This is a genomic window from Desulfobacter sp. UBA2225 (assembly GCF_002348205.1).
Classification (GTDB): Bacteria; Desulfobacterota; Desulfobacteria; order Desulfobacterales; family Desulfobacteraceae; genus Desulfobacter; species Desulfobacter postgatei.
Genome location: NZ_DDYV01000058.1, coordinates 1 through 21,836 on the forward strand (window position 1 = coordinate 1; position 21,836 = coordinate 21,836).

The window sequence follows — 21,836 nt, forward strand, 5'->3', positions numbered from 1 at the left end:
ATCGACAAAGTGCTGACCAACCGATTTTTGGGCCCCTTGCTGATGGTGGGCGTGCTGGCAGCCTTGTTCCAGTTTACCTTTACTTACAGTGCCTTGCCTGTTGAATGGATTGAAGGGCTTTTTGGCTGGATCAGCGGGGTGGCGGATGCGATCCTGCCCGACGGCCTTCTCAAATCCATGATTGTATCCGGAATCATTGACGGTGTGGGCGGTGTCATGGGGTTTGTGCCGCTGATCATGTTCATGTTTCTGGGTATCTCCTTTATTGAGGATTCAGGATATCTGGCCAGAATGGCCTTTATGCTGGACCGGGTATTCCGGATATTCGGACTCCACGGCAGTTCTGTCATGGCATTTATTGTTTCCGGCGGCATTGCCGGCGGGTGTGCCGTACCCGGCGTTATGGCGGCCCGGACTCTGAAATCTCCCAAGGAACGTCTGGCCACCCTTCTGACTGTGCCGTTCATGAACTGCGGTGCCAAACTGCCGGTATATGCCCTGCTGGTGGCAGCATTTTTTCCCAAAAGCCAGACCACTGTCATGGTCATCCTTACCCTGATCTCCTGGATCGGGGCACTGCTGGTGGCAAAACTTTTAAGGAGTACGGTCATTCGTGGAGAATCCACTCCCTTTGTCATGGAATTGCCCCCCTACCGGCTGCCCACCCTTAAAGGGCTCTGGATTCACACCTGGGAAAGAACCTGGCAGTACATGAAAAAGGCAGGTACTGTAATCCTGGGTATCTCTATTCTTCTTTGGGCCATGATGACCTTTCCCGGACTGGATGACAAAACCACGGCACAATTTGAATCCCGGCGTACAGCTATCATTGATTCAGTTCAGGCAGACATTTTAAAGGAAATTGACACCGCAGATAAAGACGCTGAGCTTTCCCCTGAGGCCCGAAAGGTAAAGGATGCCCTGGCGGGTATTGACGGTCGGAAATCCCTGACCAGGCTTGAAAATTCTTTTGCCGGCAGAATCGGCAAAACCCTTGAAAAAATTTCTTACCTGGCCGGATTTGACTGGCGGACCAATATCGCCCTGCTGGGTGGTTTTGCAGCCAAGGAGGTGGTGGTGTCCACACTGGGAACAGCCTATTCTCTTGGGGATGTGGACTCTGGAAGCACAGAATCCCTGGGACAAAGGCTTGCCAAAGCGCCTGGGTGGGGGCCTGTCACCGCCTTTGCTCTGATGATTTTTACAATCTTTTACTCCCCTTGTTTTGTGACGGTTGCCTGTATTGCAAAGGAGACCGGGTCTTGGAAATGGGCGGCATTTTCAGTGGGCTTTAATACGGCCCTGGCTTTTGCGCTGTCAGTGTTGGCGTACCAGGTCGGATCCCTGGTTGTTAATTAAAAAATGCACGTTAAGGAGGAAAAAATGGGAAATATTCTGGTTGGACTGATTGTGGCCGCAGCCCTGTTTTATTCGATCAGAAGAGTGATCAAAATTTTTAAAGGACACGCCTCATGCAGCTCCGGATGTGACGGGTGCACGCCCTCCACGCAGCAGAAGTGCTGCAGCCCAAAAGACAATTCAGACACTGACCGGTTGGAATAACAGAATCGGAAGCGAACAATGGATACCCAAGGCGCTTTTGCTGCAAAAATATACGACCCTGTACTCTTTTTTGCCCTGAAAAACATCCGGCAGGATATCATCCGTCTGATTCCAGACCATGACGCACGCATTCTGGATCTGTGCTGCGGGACCGGTGATCAGTTGAAAAGATTGTCAAACGCAGGCTTCAGCAATTTAACAGGTGTGGATATATCCTCCGACATGCTTAAGGTTGCCCGGAAAGGCAATAAAATTGCAAAGCTGATGGAATGTGATGTGCAGCACACAGGACTGCCTGGTGCAAGTTTCGACATCATTATCATTTCCCTTGCAGTTCATGAAAAATCTGCCCAGATGCAAAATAATATGCTGGCGGAGGCGAAACGTCTGTTAGCGCCGGGCGGTCAACTTATTTTAGTGGATTTTTCTTTGGATGATCAGGCCAAGATGATGAGCAAAATCGCTGCCACCATAATCGAACGCCTCGCTGGTGAAGCACATTATCGTAATTTTAAAACCTATGTAAAAAAAGGCGGTATGATCTCTGTTATCCAGGGTCGTTTTAAAATACGGCAACAGATCAGGCATGCGCAGGGCGTGATCAGCATCTGGACAGTTACGGCAAGCAACCATAATCTGTCTGCCGGCCTGCTTTAAACGATAAAAGAATCAAAGGCAGGGTAAATGATGCCCCGCCTTTTCTTTGTAACAACTGCTGTTTTTTTATCGCGTCATGCCGTGTTCTGATGCCGCGAAACCAAAATTTATTTGTAATCGTAAAATCCCTTGCCGGTCTTGCGTCCCAGCCATCCTGCCTGCACATATTTTCTTAACAGCGGGCAAGGTCTGTATTTGGAGTCCTTGAATCCGTCATACAGGGTTTCCATGATGGCAAGGCAGGTGTCCAGACCAATGAGGTCGGCAAGGGTCAACGGGCCCATGGGATGTGCCATTCCAAGCTTCATGACCGTATCAATGTCCTCTTTGGTGCCGACGCTCTGGTAGAGACAGAAAACCGCCTCATTGATCATGGGCATCAGTATCCGGTTGGCGATGAACCCGGGGAAGTCATTGGCTTGGGCCGGGATCTTTCCGAATTTCTTGGACAGATCCCAGGTCAGTTTAAAAGTCTCTTCGGAAGTGGCAATCCCCTTGATGACCTCCACAAGTTTCATCATGGGCACGGGGTTCATGAAATGCATGCCGATCACCTTGTCCGGTCGGGAGGTCTGGGCTGCTATGCTGCCGATGGGAATTGATGACGTGTTGGAGGCCAGGATCACGTTCTCTGGGCAGATTTCGTCCAAGTTCCTGAATATTTGAAATTTCAGGTCTTCACGTTCCACGGCGGCTTCCACCACGAAATCGGCCTTGGCCATATCCTTTAAATCCGTAGTGGTGGTAATTCTGGCAAGGGTGGTATCCTTATCCGCCTGGGTTATTTTTTCTTTCTTTAACAGACGGTCCAGGGAGGCTGAAATTGTTGCAAGGCCTTTTTCGCAGAACTCTTCTTTAATGTCGCTCATGATTACATTCATTCCTGCCGCAGCAGCCACCTGGGCAATACCGTTGCCCATCTGACCGGAACCCACAACACCAAAGGTGTTTACTTCCATTGTTTTATTCTCCTATACAGTCAACGTGGGAAATTTTTTTTTAGAACAGACAATAGTTACCGGTTGACAACTAGTGCCACGGCCTCCCCACCCCCTAAACACAGGGAAGCAAGGCCGGTTCTCACATCTCTTTTGGCCATTTCATACAATAATGTGGTCAGAACCCGGGCGCCGGAGGCACCGATGGGATGGCCCAAGGCCACGGAGCCGCCGTTGACGTTCACCTTTTCCGGGTCCAGTTCCAGGACCTTGTTGATGCCGGTGGAGGTGCCGGAAAAGGCCTCGTTGATTTCAAACAAATCCACGTCATGAATACCGATACCCTGTTTTTTTAAGACTTTGGGGATGGCGTAAATGGGTGCCATGAGCACATATTTCATATCAATGCCATAGGAGGCCTGGGCGCCGATTTCTGCCATGACCGTGCATCCCAGCTCTTTTGCTTTTGATTCGCTCATTATCACCACGGCGCTTGCGCCATCGGCGATGATGGACGCATTGCCTGCCGTGCCCACACCCTCTTTTTTAAAAGCGGGTTTCATTTTGGACAAAACTTCAAAAGTTGTCTCCTGGGGGCATTCGTCCGTATCAAAGATTTTAGGATCACCCTTTCGCTGGGGGATCGAAACAGGCATAATTTCATCCTTAAACCGCCCTTGGGCAATAGCCTTGTTGGCCCTGGCATAGGACTGGGCTGCAAACCGGTCCTGGTCTTCACGGGTCACTTCCCAGCGCTCGGAGCAAAGTTCATTGGACATGCCCATGTGAAAATCATTTACAACATCCCACAGCCCGTCATGGACCATATGGTCCTCAATGCGTCCGGGCCCCATGCGATGTCCCCACCTGGCCTTTTCCATATAATAGGGCGCCATGCTCATGGTCTCCATGCCGCCGGCCACCACAACATCAGCATCGCCGCACTGGATGGCCTGGGCTGCCAGCATAACGGCTTTAAGGGATGACCCGCACACCTTGTTTACGGTAATGGCTTCCACTTCCCAGGGTAGGCCTGCCTTAACCACCGCCTGTTTTCCAGGATTCTGGCCGTACCCGCAGGGCAGGACCATTCCCATGATGCATTCATCCACCACGGCATCCTCAATATCAGCACGTCGGATTGCTTCCCTGATGACAAGCCCCCCAAGTGTTGTGCCGCCCATGCCGCTTAAGGAACCGCCAAAACTGCCGAGGGGGGTTCGGGTCGCACTGACGATAACTGCTTTGTTCATTCTAAACTCCTTTATTCTCTTTAGACAGATAAGGTTTAAATGCAGATATCAGGACTCAAACGCAGCACCGGTACCGGGCTGTGACGAAAAATCTTTTCAATGGTGCTGCCCAGAACAAATTTGACCGAGCGACTGTGACCTAACGGGCCTAAAACCAGGGCATCTGCCCTGAGGTTTTTTGCCGCACTAAGTATCTGTTCACAAGGATCTCCCGAGTCAATGGTGATATCAATACCTGCCAAATCCTCAATGCCTGCGGCCTTTATATGATCCTCAAGCTGGTTTTTTCGCTGTTGTTTGGCCTTGGGTAAAAATTCCTCTTCAGAAAAGGTGTTTTCAGGGATGTAATGGGATTTTATCCAGGCAAGCTCCTTGGTGCCGATGCAATGGACCACATGAAGCTTTGCACCTGTTATTTTTGCAATCCATCCCGCCCGTGCCAGAATGTGTTCGGTCCAGGGAGAAAAGTCCACAGCAGCCATAATGTTTCGGAGCTCACCGGGTGCCGGCAGTTCGTTGCCTGAGTACATCCGTTTAAAAATATGTTTGTCCCTGACACTGAACAAGGCCTTTCTGCAGTGACGGAATACAAATTCCGCGGCACTGCCGAACATGAAGCTCGATAGATTGGAACGCCCTTTGTTGGCCATGACCACAAGGTCCGGGTCGACCTCTTCGATCATGGTAAGGATCTCTTCGGCAGGATATCCCATTTTAATGCGGATATCGGTTTTGCCGTCGAATTCAGGGTGACGTGTCCGGATCAGTTCCTTGATCTGGGTAATCCTGCCTTCTTTAAGTTCCTCCAGGTACTCTTTGGTGTCCTCCCTGCAGGGATACATCATTCCGGCCATATACACCGGATTAACCTCGCGCAAAGGGACAATAGAACAAATGGTGACCTTTAGATCTGCCCGTCCTGCCAGGCCCAGGGCATAGCCCAGGGTCATGGGTGAATAATCAGACAGGTCAATACAGGCCATAATGTGGTTGAATCGAGTCATTGTCTGCTCCTTAATTTATCGAGACGGATGCATTTTTTTTGCCCATGACCAGCAAGAACGGATCTGTCTCTTAATATTATATAATACGGTCAACGGCCATTAAGGTAAAAAAAATTGTTTTAAATTCATGAACAACTTTTTTCGCGATTGTAGCACCTTCATCTCTGGTTGTATAGGCAACAGGATGGATTTTCGGACGCTTATGGTGCCATTAAATTGGGGTTGAACAGGGTTTTTTTTTCAAGGACTTGAAGCTTTTATTAAAGTCATATAATATAGATATCTCCACATTGTATTACAGGCAAGACTTAAATGAGCGATAAACCCAGTTACGAAATGCTTGAGCAACAGATCAAAAAACTGGAGCGCTCCGTCCAAGGAGCCCGCCGGGCAGAGTTGATCAATAGAACGCTGTTCTATATTGCATCCGATTTGACCACCTGCGACTCCCTTGCAGACCTGTACGCCTCCATCTACAAACGTGTGTCAGGCCTTATGGATATTTCGAATTTTTTTATAGCCGTTTATCACAAAGACCAAAAAGCCATACAGTACGTATTTCGCAGGGACGAAGGGTCAGATATGGCTCCTGAATGGATATACAATTTTCCTGAAAAGTGCTGTTTAACAGGTGATGTGGTTATGAACAAAAAGCCGTTACTGCTTGATGAACAGCAACTTATGGACCTTGCCGCCAAAGGCAGGGTCATGGGACGATTGCCAAAAAACTGGCTGGGTATCCCGTTGATGGTCAAAAGCGAGGTGGTTGGCGTGATGGCGGTAAAAAGTTATAATAATTCCGTCAAATACAATGAAAAGCATGTGGAGCTACTCAGTTTTGTTTCGGATACCATTGCCACAGCCATTCAAAAAAAGCAGGCTGAGAACGAATTGAGCAAAGCCAAAAAACGCCTGGTCCGCACCCAGAAGCTTGAAGCCATCGCCACATTGGCAGGCGGTATTGCCCATGATTTCAATAACACCCTCTCCATCACGCTTGGCAATATCAATCTGGCCCAGATGACGGCGGCAAGCGGGACGATTAGAGGCTACCTGGATGACGCAGAACAATCGGTTCTCCAGGCAAAAAAGCTGGCTTCCAAATTTGTTATCTTTTCAAGCAGAAGCACTGTGGGCATTAAAACCCATATCGACTTGACAGGCTTTATTAACGTTACCCTTGATCAACTGAGACAGGAAAAAAATATTTTGTCCCGGCTTGAGGTCTTTGAGGTGCCTCCTGTCATTGAAGCCGATAGGGAAGCCCTCAATGAAGCGCTGAAGAATGTTGTCATAAATGCATCAGAAGCCATGGAGAATAAGGCTCCGGTAAAGATAACGGCTCGTCTTTATGCCGAACGAAAAGGCATGATTGTCATATCAATCACAGACCAGGGCAGGGGGATCAGGTCGGAGGATCTAGAAAAAATTTTTGACCCCTATTTTTCCACCAAACCCAAAGGGGGTAACCGGGGAACCGGCCTTGGACTTTCCATTGCCTGGGCCATTGTGAAAAACCACCAGGGCAATATCCAGATTCACTCCACACCGGGCCAGGGCACTTGTGTGGATATCATTTTGCCCATTTTCCCAAAAAGTACACCCAAAGAAACCTTTAAGCCCAAAGAGGTGGAACCTAAGACAAGGCCATCTGCCAGGGTGGCAACCCGAAAACCCCTTGTCCTGTTTATGGATGATGATGCCATGATTCTGGAGGTCTCCGAAATAATTCTCACCCAGTTGGGCTACGAGCCTGTCCTTGCAAAATCCGGTGAAGAGGCGGTGGAGAGATACCAGGCCTGCCTTGTGGAGGGCAAAATTATCGGCAAGGTGATCCTTGACCTTGAAGTTAAGCATGGCATGGGCGGCGAAGAGACCATGGAAAAACTGCTGGCCCTGAACCCCGGAATCAAGGGGATTGTGGCCTCGGGCTATTCCAATGATGTGGTCATGGAAAACCATTCTTTCTTCGGCTTCTCTGCAGCCCTGTCCAAGCCCTTTTCCATCATGGCGCTGAAACAGGCCCTTGACGGTCTATGAATTTTCCTGCTCAGTTTCTTTTGGCCAAATTCGTTGTTCTGTATAAATATTTGGTGAGTCAGATTTTCTTCCAGGCAGTATTTGCATACGATCAAGAGTATTGATTAAATCATCAATACAGCCTTCTGGGTCTACCGTATAACTTGAACCCCAGCAGCGCCAAAATTTCCAACCAACTCTTTCCATCACTCTTTGCCGTTCCCAGTCTTCCATCCATTTTTCCGGTGGGTGATATTTGTCACCATCTAACTCTATGGCTAATCTCCTATCGTTTTCTCCTTCAACTACCATATCAATTGAGAAAGCACCAACCTTAACTTGTGGGGTAACATTGTAGCCTTTTTCCGCAAGCCTTGTCAGCACATCTCTCTCGAAGTCTGAATCACATAAATCTAAAGGATTATTTATAGTATCCCTTTGCGGCATTGGATTAACAAAATGTTGAAGTATTCGCAGTCGCAAATCTGCCTCATTTTTTAAATCAGATTCCTCTAAACTCCTGAACAAATACATTCTGTCCCGGGCTCTTGAAAGTGCAACATTAGTTCGTTGCTCATACTCTCTTTTTGTCATTGCTGCCCCTTGTCCGGCACCGACAACCATTGACAATAGTATAATGTCTCGCTCTTTTCCCTGAAAAGTTGCGGCGTCTCCACATGCTATATGATACTTCTGGTAACTATCTTCACCTAACGCAATGAGTAGTTCATTTTGAATGAACTTAGCCTGCTGTGCGCCTACAAGAGAAATAACACCAATCGTTCTTCCTGAATATTTGGGATTATTAACAATCCTTTTAATTTCAGAAACAATTGCTTCAGCCTCATCCTCATTGATTTTATTTCGCTCATCCCGGTGACCATGTTTGACATGAACATCAATCAAGGGTGGTGTTAGTTTTTCCGATGCTGTTGGAATCCTCAGAGGGTTGAGTGATTCGCTGTAAAATTGCATGCTGAACCTGATAATGGGTTCAACACAGCGGAAATGCTCTGTCAGCATAATGCGTTGGCCGGGAAATACGGCATTGGCAAGATCGTAAATGGATACTCCGGGCAGAAGCAACTCGGCAAAGGGCTGCCCTCTTAAAAAGTTATGTTTGAGCTGCAAAATTTTTTCTTCCGCTATAAATGCAGCGGTGGGGCTTACCTGCTTATCGTCACCAACAATCAGGATTTTCTTTGCCCTCATAATTGCGGGTAAGGCTGTTATATCAGATTGAGATGCCTCATCAATAATAACGAGGTCAAATGAACCGAAGTCAGAAGGAAGGCTTTCACTAATACGCCACGTTGGCATAATCCAGCATGGAACCCCACTATAACAATCTTTCATTGCCCTATAGGCATCTCGTCTATGCCTTGGCGCTCTTTTTCCTGTGCCCTTACCTATTTTTGCAACAGAAGAGATAAAGCGCATTAATGCACCTTGAACACGTTCTGTCATATTGGTGTGTAGCCCGATATTTGTTTTGACTTTAATTAAATCTGAAAAAGTTCTTTGCAAATCGTTTACAAGGCGAGACCGTTTCTCTGATACTCTTTTTAACGCTTCTCTTCCATCAATTTCTTTTAGATATTGATTTCGGCGTTTCCATTGCCATGATGCGAACCAGTCTACAGGTGTTAACTCATCTTCCGTTGAAGAGACAGGTTCTGTCCTGAGTTGCTTTGCCCAATTCGGCGCACCTGAAGATAATATTTTTTCTGAAATTCTTTCCACAACAGATATGTCATTTGATAATTTATTTAGCCTGTTTAACTCTGCTATAAAATTTTGCCACGCTTTCATTATTTCATCAGAAGAGTATCCAGGATTCCCTATGGAATCATGGATAAAATTTCGCAGTTTTACAGAAACTTCACCCTCAGAGTTTTTAATTTTGTCCGTGAGATCTTGTAATTTTATCCTTTGCGCTCCCAGCCTGATTCGAGATGTGTTTACTTCAATAGCCTCAAGAACCTTTTCTATTTCAGTTTTACTTTTCAGCAAGCTATTGATGGTAACGCCATGGGGAAATAATACAGCGACCTCACTTTTTGTTGCTTCCCATTGCTGAGCGGCCTCTTCGGCTTTAGAGATTAAGTCATGAATTGACTGCCCGGTTTTAAAAAGTTCACCATATGAAAACGACAAGTTAGGTAAATCAACCTCCTGTCCTGCATGATTCCAACGGACGGTAAATTTTCGAATGTTATTTTGGAATAGTATGTAGTCTTTGGCAAGTTGCCATTGTTCTGTGCTTTTAGGTTCTTCCCCATCTACACGAATCAGCTCTATATATTTTTTTGCTTCCTTATTTCCAAAGGATAAAAGGCCAAAAGGTTTTTTGCCTGCTATCAGCTTGTCAAGTCCATTTAAAACTTGCTCACTATGAGAGGCAGGATCATTTGCTTCAACGAGAGTCCTAACAAATTTTTGTCTTTCAGACACCAACCTGCTCAATTCATTTCTTAACTCATTAAATAATTCAATGTGACTCACCTGGTCTTGGTTATTGAGCCAATGGTAGAATAACCCCTCTAACCACGGGGAAGTTTCTAATTGTGTCAAGAAATTCTGAAGGCCTTTCAGGGGAGAGATTAATTTTTTTGCACGATTTACAGACTTTTCAACTGATACTGCCAGTGGAGGAATATTATTGTTTTTCGCTTGCACTTCTATTCTTGCAGCGGTTGCTACGTCGTCATGGATTGCTACAATATTCGCAGAGTCAAGCATGTCTTGTTGGTTTGGCAGGCGTTTGCCTACATAGCTAATATCTTCACCAAGAGTTCTTCTGGCTGAACGAATACTGGCAATATCAGAATCTGTAAATTGAGGAATAAATTTTTCTGAGGAACCAAGTTCATCAATAAGCCATTCATGCTTGCCAGTATCAGAAATAACCTCCTCTGCCAGCTCCATGGCAGTTATTTCTGAATCTGTACCAGAAAGCGCTTTGTTGATTGGGTTTAATTGTTTTAAGCTCCAGTCTTTGATTTCTCTGTCAATTTTTTGAATTTCTTTTTTTAGCTGCTTAACCCTCAACTCATGAGACTCTGCGTCTCGTTTTAAATCTCGTAGATTCGTCTGGCTTGCTATGCCTGCAAGAAGTTGTACAGCAGATTCAAGCTGTTTCATTCCTTGCCTTTCATTTGTGAGAAGGCTGATAGTTAGCGGCCTTAACTCTTCAGGTATTTGCTTTTGTAGCACTGACAAGGCGGGGTCGCCTTTTGATGTCACAAGCACTGTTTTGCCTGTAGCAAGGTAATGGCAAATAATATTAGCGATAGTATGCGTTTTTCCCGTACCAGGAGGACCTTGAACCACGACACCGTCATTTTGTTCAAGTCTGTAAACTATTTGAACTTGTGCATCATTGAATGGTTTGGGAAAAAAGAGTTCTGTTTTTTGGCAACTTGGCGAGGATGATAATGAAGATTCACTCCCTGTGGTAATCGCTGAAGCTGCTGAGACTGGTTTTACGTCTGATAACTCAGAGATTATCCTTTTGGCAGGTTTGGGGATGTTGCCCGGAGATTCTTTTAATTTTTTTTGAAATCGCTCTATGTCTTGAACAAAACCTGTTCGACTTCTTGGACGCGCAAACATTACCCAACTGTCTGTGATTTCAAATGTATCTCCGATTTTGTTTGGTTTGCGATTTTCCTTGTCAGGGTTAACATCCGGCCAGTATGTACCTTTTTCACTCAAATATGTTGATGCTTGCCTGAGTATTGGTTCAAAGCTTTCATGGACATAAGGTGAAAATTCAACATCTTCTGATAGTTCAGAAAAATGCTTTTTACCAAACCGTATAAGGGTATTAACGCCTGGGTTATCAAGGGCTGAAAAGGAATCTACCGCAAGAATTGGCTCAATGTTTCTGGGATGAATCAATATCGACCCGTCTTCTCTATTGATCTCAATTTCAATAGGTTTTTCAATAAGGGCGTGATCAATATCATGGCCTTCACAATTCCATCTGGCAATGCCAATACCCCAAATGATTTCTATTGGCTGCTCATCTCCTTGGGCTTCAATGGTTTGTTGTAGGCTAAAAAGTGAATCATAGATTTTTATAGTTTTACGCCGCGGCTTTTCCTCTTCTGCCCATGGTAGCCATTGTTCATCAATATAGTTCTCAATATCTGATTTAATGCTGATATTGTTTTTCAGCCTGATAATTATATCTTTTCTACTGGTTGTTTCATGCTGCTCTTTGAGAGGGTTTTTAATGTCTGCTTCTAAGATAATTCCTTGTGTAATTAAATTTTTCGCTTCTGATTCGGTTATAGTTTTTATTATTTTTTCTTTTACATCAGGTTGGATCATAGGTTCATTGCTGACAACAATCCATTCTCTAAGTTGTTCAGGGATTTCTGGGGGAGGCACTCTTTTTAATCTTTCAACCCTTACCCAAATTGGCACCCCATCTTCATCTGCGGTATTATGCTGAATGCCAATACGACCTTTGAGTTCATGTTCCCAAATAACCAATTGTTTATATTCATCAATTCTGAATATTGGCCTTTGGTTTAACATCCCAACATGATGCACATACTCCAGTAGGTCATTAAGGCGATCTCTTGCTGTTATGGCGTTATTTTGATTTTCGTTATTCATAGTTTTATTTTCGGGTACTTTTGGAAACACAACAAGAAGTTCATCTGGAAAGCACAGGGCTGTTATTTTCGCCGGATGCTTACTGAATTGGCATGGGCATCCAGGCCTTCGGTTTGGGCCAGGGTAATCACATCATCCGCCTCCTTTTCAAAGGCGGCTTTGGAATAATGGATCAGACTGGTTTTCTTGGTAAAATGGGATACGCTCAAGGCGGATGAAAACCGTGCCGTGCCTGCTGTGGGCAGAACATGGTTGGGGCCTGCAATATAATCGCCCATGGGTTCGGGGGTATACGGTCCCAGGAACACGGCGCCTGCATTTTGAATCCTGTCAAGATAATCAAAAGGTGATTCCACCATGATTTCAAGATGTTCAGGCGCCAGGCGGTTGGACAGATCAATGGCGGTATCAATATCCGGTACCACTAGGATTGCGCCGAAATCATTGATGGCCGGTCCGGCAATATCCTTGCGGGGCAACGCATTGAGCTGGGGCTCAATCGCGGCAGAGACCTTTTGCGCCAGAGCTTGAGAATCGGTCACCAGGACAGCCGATGCCAGCAGATCATGCTCGGCCTGGGAAAGCAGGTCTGCGGCAATACATTCCGGGTCTGCGGTTTCATCTGCAATGATTAAGATTTCGCTGGGACCTGCAATCATATCAATACCAACGGTTCCGGAAACAATTTTCTTGGCAAGGGCAACATAAATATTTCCCGGCCCCACAATCACATCAACCTTGGGCACCTGGGAGGTTCCGTAAGCCAGTGCGCCAATGGCCCAGGCAGAACCGGCCTTGAACACGGAATCAATGCCCACGGCGCGGGCTGCGGCAAGAAGATGCGGATTTATTTTTCCGTCCGCCATGGGCGGGGTCATCAAAGAGATTGATTTTACGCCTGCCACCTTGGCCGGAATTCCTCCCATGAGCACAGACGAGACCAGGGGCGTTTTGCCGCCCTTGGCCCCGGGGGCATAGATGCCTGCAGCGGCAACCGGCCGAACCATCTGCCCCACCATCACCCCGTTTCTGGGGGTGTCCATCCATGAATTTTCCCTCTGGCGGCTGTGAAAATCTGTGAGCTGTTCAACGGCCCGGTCAAGGGCCTTTAAAAACTGCGGGGTCATCTGTTCCAGGGCATCTTCAAACTCGTGTTCCGTTACCTTAAATGTATCCAGGGTAACCGCCGGGGAGTCAAATTTGTTGGTGTATTCGATAAGCGCTTCATCACCTCTTTTTTTAACATCATCCAGAAATGCCTGAACATTGTCCTGGTCTTCCCTGGAAAACCCCAAGCCTCTGTCTATAGTATCCTGAACCCTTTTTTCCGCTTCCGGGGAAGGGTAATTAAATATTTTCATGGTATATCTCTTAATTGTTATGTTCATTTTCGGCCAAAACGCTGTTTCCATTTTTAAAACAAAGGAACAGGGCCGCTGGATAAAAGATCAATATATCAATTTTTAGCACAGAAAACCAATGTCAAGTCCACTGGGGTGAAAAAATATTGAAGCAAAATTGGGAGATGGTCTCAGTCACATGGTTAAAATAAAATCAACTGCCTGTTATGGTGACTTAATTTTCCATTGACACCAGTCTCCTTTGTTATACATTGTCCGAATTGACAAAAATTTTCCGAAGCTATGGATCGCCTGGAGCCACTAATAACAATATGCGGCCAATAGCTATAATTAAAATTATTTTGGTCAAATAATCAAAGTTCTCTTGACACAACTTTTATATGAATTTATGATTTGATCAAATGATCATAACGAGGACGAAGTATGCCAAGACCTAAACGCCCCAGATGTATTGCATCAGAACCGGCAATTAAAGGATTTAAGCCCAGAGGGGCGGTGGAGACCGGAGAAGTCATCATTTCCCTGGAAGAATTTGAAGCCCTCAGACTCATAGATTATGAGGGCATGGATCAGTCCGGTGTCGCACAGGTTATGGATGTTTCTCGACAGACCGTAGGAAGAATTCTGAAAGCCGCCCGTTATAAAATCGCAGAATCCTTGGTTACAGCCAAGCGGCTTACCGTCCAGGGGGGGTGCTATGAGATGCGAGGACGCGGAAAGGGCAGGGGGTGGCGGCATGGATGCAGAAAACCACCAGAAGGTTAAAGGATAAAATCTGCCAAGCGGCCGGAGTAATTCCCCGGCTTGACAGCAGTTTAATTACGGAGATTATAACCATGAACAGCGAACAGAGCCTTTCCGAAAGCCTTGAAGACTATCTTGAAGCCATATTTGAACTTCAGACCATGAATGCGGTTGCACGTTCAAAAGATATTGCCGCTAAATTGAATATCAAATGCGGCTCCGTTACCGGCACCCTTAAAAAATTGGCTGACCGGAAGTTGATTAATTACGAGCCCTACGGCTATATCACCCTGACCCCCAAAGGAGATAAAATCGCAAAAGAGGTTACAACCCGTCATAATGTGTTCAAGCATTTTTTATTTAAACATGTGGAACTTGATGAAGCGACTGCAGAGCAAACCGCATGCCGTATGGAACATGCCATGAACCATAAAACTTTTATGAAATTCAAGGCCTTTGTTACAAAGCTGGATGCCTGATGCTCAACCATCATCCTTTGATAACGCCCAGGGCGCGACGTTTGTGTACGGGCCTGATCAGGTCTAATTCAAAATTATGTAAAATCAAAAATTATGGATAAAATTGTTTTAAATCATGGTATAGTCAATTGAATTCATCACCTTCCAAAAAGATTAGAGATGATGCCTTTCAAAACGAGATCTGCTATGTTGCCGGAACAAAAAAACACCCAGGTATGGGTTGCGGTTCTGTTGTTTGTATTAATCCTTTCCACTGCAGTTGAGGCTGCCGGTCCGGTGGTTCACATCATTCCCGTTTCCGGGACTGTTGAACCGGGTATGGCCGCATACCTCAAACGGGTGGTTTCCTCCCTTGAAAAGGATGACTCCGCCATTCTGGTCTTTGTCATGGATACCTTTGGGGGACGGGTGGACGCAGCCTTTGACATTGTGGAAACCATTTGCACCGTACCAAGGGAAAGAACCATTGCCTATGTGGAGAAAAGAGCCATTTCCGCAGGTGCGTTGATCGCGCTTTCCGCCGGTACGCTGATCATGAAAGAAAACACCCTTATCGGTGACTGTGCGCCCATTATTCAGACCAGTGAGGGCCACGAGGAAGCCGGTGAAAAAACCCAGACCGTCCTTAGGGCACAGTTTCGAACCCTGGCCAAGCGAAACAACTATCCCCAAGTTCTGGCCGAATCCATGGTGTCCAAATCCATGGAGGTATATAAAATTACCCGGGGAGAGCATTCTGAATACATGGATAAAACGACCTGGCAGGAGCTTTCCGAAAAAGAAAAGGCAACGATCACCAGTAAATCCACAATTGTAAGCGAAGGCGAGCTTTTGACCATGGATGACAAAGAAGCTGCCGATCTTGGGTTTTCCCGTCAGAGTGTCACAACCTTTGACCAGGCCCTCGACGTTATGGGGTACGGGGCGTATCAAAAGGTCCGGATTGAGGAAAACTGGTCGGAAAAGTTTGTCAGATGGATCCAGCCGTTTCTGCCTATTCTCATGCTTCTGGGTATTGGTGCCGTGTATACGGAGATCAAGGCACCGGGGTTCGGCATCCCCGGAATTGTGGGTATTATCTGTCTGGGACTGGTCTTTTTCAACCAGTATCTGGTGGGGCTTGCCGATTATACGGAAATCCTGGTATTCATCATCGGTTTTCTGCTTCTGGGCATGGAAATGTTTGTCCTGCCGGGATTCGGCATCGCCGGTATCAGCGCCATTGTTGTCCTGGCCGCAGGTCTTGTGCTCTCGTTTCAGGATTTTGTGCTGCCCGATCCAAGCTTGCCATGGCAGAGCGACCTTATGATAAAAAATTTGGGGCTGGTCGTGGGCAGTGCCCTCGGGGCGCTGCTCGTTTCAATGTCTGTGGTGCGCTTTGTTTTGCCTGAACTGTCAAAGGTGGTTAAGGGGCCGTATCTGGACGCCACACTCCAGGATTCACGTGCCGAATCTACCGAGGCCTTGGGCATATGTGCCGGTGACCAGGGCATTGCCTTGACGACGTTGCACCCTTCGGGCAAGGTCCGTATCAGGGATAGAAAAGTTGATGCCGTTACCCAGGGAGATTTTATTGATCCTGCTACGCCCGTACGGGTGGCCCGGGTAACAGCAGGGCATGTAGTTGTTGAAACGATTATGGAAAAGGAGAAAAAATGAGTGCCTGGATCCTGCCGTTAGTTCTCCAGATCATGGCAATGGTTACCGTTGTTGCCGAAATTTTTATCCCGTCTATGGGGCTTTTGTCCATCATTGCCTTAAGTCTTATCGGATACTCTCTTTTTCTTGTGTTCAACACCTTCTCAATGTCCGTGTTTTATGTGGTTATAGGGGTTGATTTAATTGTTCTGCCAGTAATGTTTATTCTGGGATTTAAAGCACTGGAAGTTTCTCCTTTATCTCTTAAAAAAAAATTATCTGCATCCCAGGGTGTGGTTTCCCAGTCCCCGAATCTTAAAAATTATCTGAACTGCACCGGACACAGCCTCTCAACCCTTCGTCCGTCAGGAATGGCGCTGATTGACGGTGTCCGCCTGGATGTGGTCACGGACGGGGAATTTATCGAGGCCGATACCCCGTTAAGGGTTTGCAAGGTCACAGGTAATCAGGTGATCGTCTGTCGCCTGGAAAATCTTTGAACCAAGGCACTTAAAAGTTTTAAATAGTGTCTGTCCAGAAACAATAACTTTAAAAAAAAGGTAGTTTGACATGGAAATTATGTCCATTCTTCTGATCATTGCCGGTATTCTCGGCCTGGTGATTGTTTACTTTGCGTTTTCCTACATTGGTCTGTGGGTCCAGGCCCTGGTCTCAGGTGCCCGGGTGGGGCTGCTCAACATTATTTTCATGCGGTTCCGGAAAGTGCCGCCCAAACTGATCGTGGAATCCAAGATCATGGCCGTAAAAGCCGGGATTGATATTACCGCGGACAGCCTTGAGTCCCATTTCCTTGCCGGCGGCAATGTCTCCCGGGTAATCCAGGCTTTGATTGCAGCGGACAAGGCCAATATTGAGCTTCCCTTTAACCGCGCCGCTGCCATTGATCTTGCCGGCAGGGACGTGCTGGAAGCGGTCCAGATGTCGGTTAACCCTAAAGTTATTGAAACTCCCCTTGTCGCGGCCATGGCCAAGGACGGTATCCAGCTTAAAGCCATCTCCAGGGTCACGGTGCGCGCCAATCTTGACCGCCTGGTGGGCGGTGCCGGCGAAGAGACCATTCTGGCCCGTGTGGGCGAGGGCATTGTTACCACGATTGGGTCGGCCGTCACTCATAAACAGGTGCTGGAAAATCCGGATACCATTTCCAAAACTGTTTTAAGCAAGGGCCTGGATGCAGGTACGGCCTACGAAATTCTCTCCATTGATATCGCAGACGTGGATGTGGGCAAAAACATCGGAGCTGAACTTGAAACCGACCGGGCCGAGGCAGATAAGAAGATTGCCCAGGCCAAGGCCGAGGAAAAACGGGCCATGGCCTATGCCCAGGAACAGGAGATGAAGGCCCGGGTCCAGGAAATGAGGGCCAAGGTGGTGGAGGCCGAAGCCCAGGTGCCCCTGGCCATCGCCGAGGCCTTCAGAAGCGGCAACCTTGGGATTATGGACTATTATAAGATGCAGAATATCAGCGCCGACACCCGGATGAGGGATACCATTGCGACCCCTGATCAGCCTGATGATCCCGAGCAGAAATAATATTCAAAACAAGATCAGGAGAACATGATGGATTTTGGTGATGTTATTACTTTGATCTTATTTCTGATTTTTATTGGGGCGCCTTTATTGAAAAGAAAAAAGGCACAAAAACCAGGGAAATCAAAGCAGAGCGGATTTTCCGTTCTGGGAAAAATAAGTGAGGCAATTAGAGAGGCGGCCCGGGAAATGGAAGCCCAGGCTGACCAGGCCCGGAAAAAAGAGGCGTTAAGGCAAAACAAACCTCCCTTTGATCGAACCGGGGAAGCGTCTGTAAATCAAACCTTCTGGGATAAAATTGATGACAGAAAAGAATTTGATTTTTATCCTGAAGAGCCGGGTGTCCGAGTCCTGGAGCAGATTGAGGCTGTTAATGAAAAAACTCTTTTGGTTTCCGCAAAAAAAGAACCCCGCAGAAAACCCGCCAAGATACCTGAAACAAGGGTTTCAAAGGCGTTAGCCCGAAACTCTTGTGGGCATGATGCCATGCAAGCGCGTTGCCATAGGCCAGCCCCAAGACGACTGCCGGCCCGGGCCCGGGGGCTTCGAAAGGCCGTGGTCTGGTCGGAGATCCTTGGAAAACCTGTTGCGTTAAAGGATTAGGTCGCGTTCTGCTTTTTTTAGGTTCCGTTGACCCTTCCGAACAGCACCGCTTCGTAGTATCTGAAAAATCTGGTATTCATACCTGGTTGGTGATATAAAAAAGCGAACGATATCACAGTCAATACGGATGGCATATGTCCAAAAAGAAAATTTTGCTGGTGGAAGATCACCCCATTTTCAGGCTGGGTCTGGCGGAATTGATCAATCAGGAGACCGACTTAGCCGCACATGGAAGTGCCAGAGACGTTGAACAGGCCATTGATGAAATAAATCATATAAACCCGGATCTGATCATTGTGGATCTTTCCTTAAAACAGTCTGACGGCCTTGATCTGGTCAAATATGTGAAACAGCATCACAGTAATATCCCTGTGCTGGTGCTTTCCATGCATGATGAATACCTTTATGCACCGAGGGCCTTGTCTGCCGGTGCCCATGGCTACATTATGAAACAGGAGGCTGTGGAGTCCGTTGTCAAGGCCGTCCGTCTTCTGCTTGCCGGAAAAATATACCTCAATGAAAAAGTCAAAGAACATATTCTTTTGTCCATGGCCAACCCACCTGAGGCACAGGAAAAAAGTCCCTTCGACCGTTTAACCGATCGGGAGCTTCAGGTTTTCAAGCTTATCGGCAGGGGTTTTTCAACCCGGGAAATTGCCGAGCGCCTGTTTTTGAGTATCAAAACCATTGGTACCTACAGGGAGCGCATTAAAAAAAAGTTGAATATTAAACATGCAAGCGAACTGGTCCGCTGCGCAGTGCATTTTGAAAAAATGGGTCATATTGGTATTATGGAGTAGATCCAACACGTTACTTTTTTTTTCGACGCCCTTTTTTCTTTTCCCATTCTTCGTTTGCCAGAATCATTTCTCTGATATCTTTTGATGTTTCTGAGACCTCAACCGTAAAGGTATATTCGTCCTTGGAAACGGCTATTTTTTCTATTTCCTTGCCTAAAAAATCCTGGATTTGTGTTAACAGATCCTTCTCCTCACTGCTGCAAAATGATACTGCTTTGCCCTTGGATCGGCCACGGCCGGTTCTGCCGACCCTATGGACATAAATTTCTCTTTGTTCGGGAAGATCATAATTGATCACATAGTCAACATTGGGGATGTCAATGCCCCGGGCTGAGACATCCGTGGCAATCAGTATCTTGTCATCACCCTGCTTAAACCGGTTCAAAACCGCCAGTCGCTCGTCCTGATCTTTTTTGCCATAAATGGTCAATGCATTTATGCCCGCTCTTTCCAGGGCTTTGGCCACCCGTTCGGCCCGTACAGTAGTCCTGACAAAAACCAGGGTTTTGCTTTCCGGATTTTCCCGGATGAATTTACGCAGGAAAAAGCGTTTGTCGTCCATTTCCACAAAAAGTACATAGTGGGATACATTTTTTGATACCGGATCTTCAGGTGATATCTGGATGCGTACGGCAGATGACTTAACCTGTGAATAGGCGAGCTTCTTAATGTTTTTGTCTATTGTTGCTGAAAAAAACAGGGTTTGGTGACGTTGTTTTAAAAGTCGTTTGATGCACTGGATATCATCAAAAAATCCTTTGGCCAGCATTTGATCGGCTTCATCAAGGATTAAAATTTTAACCTGTCGGATATCAATGGCTTTCTGGCTGATCAGGTCAAACATGCGGCCCGGCGTGGCAATCAGGATATCAACCCCTTTAGTAAGGGTTTGAATCTGATGCTCCTGCTCCACACCGCCGAAAACGGCAAAGGGATTCACCCTTGTTTTGCGGCATAACGCCATAAAGACCTCCTGTATCTGGACGGCCAACTCCCTGGTGGGAACCATAATAATACTTTGGATGCCCTGGTCTTTTTTGGTTTTTTTCAGATTCAGGATGATATCTATAACCGGTACTGCAAATGCCACGGTTTTGCCGGTTCCAGTCTGTGCAATAGCCAGGACGTCTTCTCCTTTTAATATAGAGGGAATCGCTTTGTACTGAATATCTGTAGGCTTGATAAGCCCCTGGGCTTTCAGATTTTTTTTCAGGGTGCTGTTTATTGCATAGGTGTCAAATTTCATGTGGTTTTGCCTGTCTTGGGGTGGTTAATTAAATGTATCCAGGTTGCAATGTCAATGACTGAAGGGAAAAAGGTAATTTTATCCGGCCTTCACACTGGATTGAAGCTATAAGGTAACCGTTTAAGCCTAAAAAGAAAAGGGGTCGTAGAAAAAATGAACAACGTTACCCAGGCTACGAGGAGTGGGACGAATAGTGTTATTTATTGGAGACACCGACTTCTTCAAAGGTCTTAATATCGGCAAGAATGCGCGTGGCAAGATCCAGAAGCGCCATGCACACAGCAGCACCTGTACCTTCCCCAAGACGGAATTTCAAGTCTATCAAAGGCTCCAGACCCAGGCGGTCGTGCATATATTTATGGCCGATCTCCACGGATTTGTGAGAGGCAAACAGGTAATTTTTTGCGGCCGGGGCCAGTTCACAGGCAATCAGGGCGCCTGCCGTGGATATCAGTCCGTCGCAGACCACCGGAATGCCTTTAGCGGCAGCACCGATCACCAGCCCAGCCAAGCCGCCGATTTCAAGCCCCCCGACCTTGGCCAGCACATCAAGGGGATCCTTGGGATCAGGTCTGTTTATCTCCAGTCCCTTTTGGATTGCAGCAATCTTTTTGGCAAGGCCTTTATCGTCAACCCCTGTGCCCCGGCCGGTCAGGCTCTCCACGGGCAGGCCTGAAAATGCCGCAATAATGGCAGTAGAGGGCGTGGTATTTCCAATGCCCATATCCCCTGTGCCCAGAAGATCCACAGGGGTTTGGGCGTGCAGTTCGTTGACGATTTCAATGCCTGCTTCAATGGATTTAATCGCCTCTTCCCGGGTCATGGCAGGGCCCTTTGTAAAATTGTCGGTGCCGTGCTTCACTTTTTTATGAAAAATGGGAAGCACGGGGTCAAAATCATAATTCACACCGATATCGGCGGCTTTCACCCGGGCCCCAGCATGTCTGCCGATGATGTTGACGGATGCCCCGCCCCCGACGAAATTAAACACCATCTGGGGCGTTACTTCTGCGGGGAAGGCACTGACCCCTTCCTCAACCACACCATGGTCACCGGCGCAGGTGATGATCTGTTTATTGGTTAAATGGACGTCAATGGTTCCTTTAATGGCGGCCAGGCGAGCCCCGATATCTTCCATAATTCCAAGGCTGCCGGGGGGTTTTGCCTGGTCCTGAAGACGCTGTTTGGCCTTTGCAAACGCGTTGTGATTAAGTTCGGGTTTGATGGATGAAATGGTCTGTTCAAGCAGGGACATTGTTTTACCTCATGTTAAAAGTGGGTACCGTAAACCTGTCTGATGTCAAGGTCAATAATTTTCAGTAACTTTATTATCGATGGATCACTCTGCTTA

The 21,836-nt window shown here is 46.9% G+C and carries 18 protein-coding genes; 11 read left to right on the plus strand and 7 right to left on the minus strand.

Annotation, left to right across the window (positions count from 1 at the left end; translation table 11 throughout):
* The 3 genes from feoB to B3D59_RS03015 form a co-directional block, all read left to right on the plus strand.
* A partial coding sequence (gene feoB, locus B3D59_RS03005; RefSeq protein ID WP_286817625.1) for a ferrous iron transport protein B occupies positions 1 to 1,359 on the plus strand: 1,359 nt, incomplete at its 5' end.
* A gap of 24 nt (positions 1,360 to 1,383) precedes the next feature.
* Positions 1,384 to 1,563 carry a FeoB-associated Cys-rich membrane protein gene (locus B3D59_RS03010; protein WP_286817626.1) on the plus strand — a complete coding sequence of 60 codons (180 nt, stop codon included), beginning with the start codon at positions 1,384 to 1,386 and terminating at the stop codon, positions 1,561 to 1,563.
* 18 nt (positions 1,564 to 1,581) lie between these two features.
* Positions 1,582 to 2,220, plus strand: a complete 639-nt coding sequence (locus B3D59_RS03015) for a class I SAM-dependent methyltransferase (RefSeq protein ID WP_277004348.1) — start codon at positions 1,582 to 1,584, stop codon at positions 2,218 to 2,220.
* Positions 2,221 to 2,327: 107 nt separating this feature from the next.
* On the opposite strand, the gene B3D59_RS03020 is transcribed toward B3D59_RS03015, so the two are convergent.
* The 3 genes from B3D59_RS03020 to B3D59_RS03030 are packed head-to-tail and all read right to left on the minus strand — an operon-like array spanning position 2,328 to position 5,415.
* The gene (locus B3D59_RS03020; protein WP_286817627.1) at positions 2,328 to 3,179 is read right to left on the minus strand and encodes a 3-hydroxybutyryl-CoA dehydrogenase; all 852 of its coding nucleotides are present in this window, start codon (positions 3,177 to 3,179) and stop codon (positions 2,328 to 2,330) included.
* Positions 3,180 to 3,235: 56 nt separating this feature from the next.
* On the minus strand, positions 3,236 to 4,411 hold the full coding sequence (locus tag B3D59_RS03025; RefSeq protein WP_286817628.1) for an acetyl-CoA C-acetyltransferase: 1,176 nt from the start codon (positions 4,409 to 4,411) through the stop codon (positions 3,236 to 3,238).
* Positions 4,412 to 4,446: 35 nt separating this feature from the next.
* Positions 4,447 to 5,415 (minus strand): universal stress protein, encoded by a 969-nt coding sequence (locus tag B3D59_RS03030; protein WP_286817629.1) that lies wholly within the window; start codon positions 5,413 to 5,415, stop codon positions 4,447 to 4,449.
* A 312-nt stretch (positions 5,416 to 5,727) separates the two neighbouring features.
* Between B3D59_RS03030 and B3D59_RS03035 the strand changes: the two genes are divergently transcribed.
* Positions 5,728 to 7,455, plus strand: a complete 1,728-nt coding sequence (locus tag B3D59_RS03035) for an ATP-binding protein (RefSeq protein WP_286817630.1) — start codon at positions 5,728 to 5,730, stop codon at positions 7,453 to 7,455.
* Here the strand turns inward: B3D59_RS03035 and B3D59_RS03040 are convergent.
* Both B3D59_RS03040 and hisD read right to left on the minus strand, forming a co-directional pair.
* Positions 7,450 to 12,063 (minus strand): AAA domain-containing protein, encoded by a 4,614-nt coding sequence (locus B3D59_RS03040; protein ID WP_286817631.1) that lies wholly within the window; start codon positions 12,061 to 12,063, stop codon positions 7,450 to 7,452. The genes B3D59_RS03035 and B3D59_RS03040 overlap by 6 nt on opposite strands.
* Positions 12,064 to 12,125: 62 nt before the next feature.
* A complete protein-coding gene (gene hisD / locus B3D59_RS03045; protein WP_286817632.1) occupies positions 12,126 to 13,424 on the minus strand; it encodes a histidinol dehydrogenase in 1,299 nt (432 codons plus the stop codon).
* A 423-nt stretch (positions 13,425 to 13,847) separates the two neighbouring features.
* On the opposite strand from hisD, the gene B3D59_RS03050 reads away from it, so the two are divergent.
* The 7 genes from B3D59_RS03050 to B3D59_RS03080 all read left to right on the plus strand — a co-directional run bounded on the left by B3D59_RS03050 (position 13,848) and on the right by B3D59_RS03080 (position 19,239).
* Positions 13,848 to 14,189 (plus strand): DUF134 domain-containing protein, encoded by a 342-nt coding sequence (locus B3D59_RS03050; RefSeq protein ID WP_286817633.1) that lies wholly within the window; start codon positions 13,848 to 13,850, stop codon positions 14,187 to 14,189.
* Between the two features lie 71 nt (positions 14,190 to 14,260).
* Positions 14,261 to 14,647, plus strand: coding sequence for a metal-dependent transcriptional regulator (locus tag B3D59_RS03055; protein ID WP_286817634.1), 387 nt, complete (start codon positions 14,261 to 14,263; stop codon positions 14,645 to 14,647).
* Positions 14,648 to 14,833: 186 nt separating this feature from the next.
* Complete coding sequence (locus B3D59_RS03060) at positions 14,834 to 16,306, plus strand: NfeD family protein (protein WP_286817635.1); 1,473 nt, start codon at positions 14,834 to 14,836, stop codon at positions 16,304 to 16,306.
* Positions 16,303 to 16,785, plus strand: coding sequence for an NfeD family protein (locus B3D59_RS03065; RefSeq protein WP_277004368.1), 483 nt, complete (start codon positions 16,303 to 16,305; stop codon positions 16,783 to 16,785). The genes B3D59_RS03060 and B3D59_RS03065 overlap by 4 nt, the downstream gene beginning before the upstream one ends.
* Before the next feature lie 70 nt (positions 16,786 to 16,855).
* Positions 16,856 to 17,839, plus strand: a complete 984-nt coding sequence (floA, locus tag B3D59_RS03070; protein ID WP_286817636.1) for a flotillin-like protein FloA — start codon at positions 16,856 to 16,858, stop codon at positions 17,837 to 17,839.
* Between the two features lie 87 nt (positions 17,840 to 17,926).
* Positions 17,927 to 18,439, plus strand: coding sequence for a hypothetical protein (locus B3D59_RS03075; protein ID WP_286817637.1), 513 nt, complete (start codon positions 17,927 to 17,929; stop codon positions 18,437 to 18,439).
* Positions 18,440 to 18,573: 134 nt separating this feature from the next.
* Positions 18,574 to 19,239 carry a response regulator gene (locus tag B3D59_RS03080; protein ID WP_286817638.1) on the plus strand — a complete coding sequence of 222 codons (666 nt, stop codon included), beginning with the start codon at positions 18,574 to 18,576 and terminating at the stop codon, positions 19,237 to 19,239.
* A gap of 10 nt (positions 19,240 to 19,249) precedes the next feature.
* Here B3D59_RS03080 and B3D59_RS03085 read toward each other — a convergent pair whose 3' ends face one another.
* Both B3D59_RS03085 and cobT read right to left on the minus strand, forming a co-directional pair.
* The gene (locus B3D59_RS03085; RefSeq protein WP_286817639.1) at positions 19,250 to 20,485 is read right to left on the minus strand and encodes a DEAD/DEAH box helicase; all 1,236 of its coding nucleotides are present in this window, start codon (positions 20,483 to 20,485) and stop codon (positions 19,250 to 19,252) included.
* 196 nt (positions 20,486 to 20,681) lie between these two features.
* Positions 20,682 to 21,740, minus strand: a complete 1,059-nt coding sequence (gene cobT, locus B3D59_RS03090) for a nicotinate-nucleotide--dimethylbenzimidazole phosphoribosyltransferase (protein WP_286817640.1) — start codon at positions 21,738 to 21,740, stop codon at positions 20,682 to 20,684.
* Positions 21,741 to 21,836: the final 96 nt, after the last annotated feature.

Excerpts from the sequence above, each read along its gene's own strand:
- B3D59_RS03010 (WP_286817626.1), top strand. The coding sequence starts at position 1,384 with ATGGGAAATATTCTGGTTGGACTGATTGTGGCCGCAGCCCTGTTTTAT.
- B3D59_RS03015 (WP_277004348.1), top strand. The coding sequence starts at position 1,582 with ATGGATACCCAAGGCGCTTTTGCTGCAAAAATATACGACCCTGTACTC.
- B3D59_RS03020 (WP_286817627.1), bottom strand. The coding sequence starts at position 3,179 with ATGGAAGTAAACACCTTTGGTGTTGTGGGTTCCGGTCAGATGGGCAAC.
- B3D59_RS03025 (WP_286817628.1), bottom strand. The coding sequence starts at position 4,411 with ATGAACAAAGCAGTTATCGTCAGTGCGACCCGAACCCCCCTCGGCAGT.
- B3D59_RS03030 (WP_286817629.1), bottom strand. The coding sequence starts at position 5,415 with ATGACTCGATTCAACCACATTATGGCCTGTATTGACCTGTCTGATTAT.
- B3D59_RS03035 (WP_286817630.1), top strand. The coding sequence starts at position 5,728 with ATGAGCGATAAACCCAGTTACGAAATGCTTGAGCAACAGATCAAAAAA.
- B3D59_RS03040 (WP_286817631.1), bottom strand. The coding sequence starts at position 12,063 with ATGAATAACGAAAATCAAAATAACGCCATAACAGCAAGAGATCGCCTT.
- hisD (WP_286817632.1), bottom strand. The coding sequence starts at position 13,424 with ATGAAAATATTTAATTACCCTTCCCCGGAAGCGGAAAAAAGGGTTCAG.
- B3D59_RS03050 (WP_286817633.1), top strand. The coding sequence starts at position 13,848 with ATGCCAAGACCTAAACGCCCCAGATGTATTGCATCAGAACCGGCAATT.
- B3D59_RS03055 (WP_286817634.1), top strand. The coding sequence starts at position 14,261 with ATGAACAGCGAACAGAGCCTTTCCGAAAGCCTTGAAGACTATCTTGAA.
- B3D59_RS03060 (WP_286817635.1), top strand. The coding sequence starts at position 14,834 with ATGTTGCCGGAACAAAAAAACACCCAGGTATGGGTTGCGGTTCTGTTG.
- B3D59_RS03065 (WP_277004368.1), top strand. The coding sequence starts at position 16,303 with ATGAGTGCCTGGATCCTGCCGTTAGTTCTCCAGATCATGGCAATGGTT.
- floA (WP_286817636.1), top strand. The coding sequence starts at position 16,856 with ATGGAAATTATGTCCATTCTTCTGATCATTGCCGGTATTCTCGGCCTG.
- B3D59_RS03080 (WP_286817638.1), top strand. The coding sequence starts at position 18,574 with ATGTCCAAAAAGAAAATTTTGCTGGTGGAAGATCACCCCATTTTCAGG.
- B3D59_RS03085 (WP_286817639.1), bottom strand. The coding sequence starts at position 20,485 with ATGAAATTTGACACCTATGCAATAAACAGCACCCTGAAAAAAAATCTG.
- cobT (WP_286817640.1), bottom strand. The coding sequence starts at position 21,740 with ATGTCCCTGCTTGAACAGACCATTTCATCCATCAAACCCGAACTTAAT.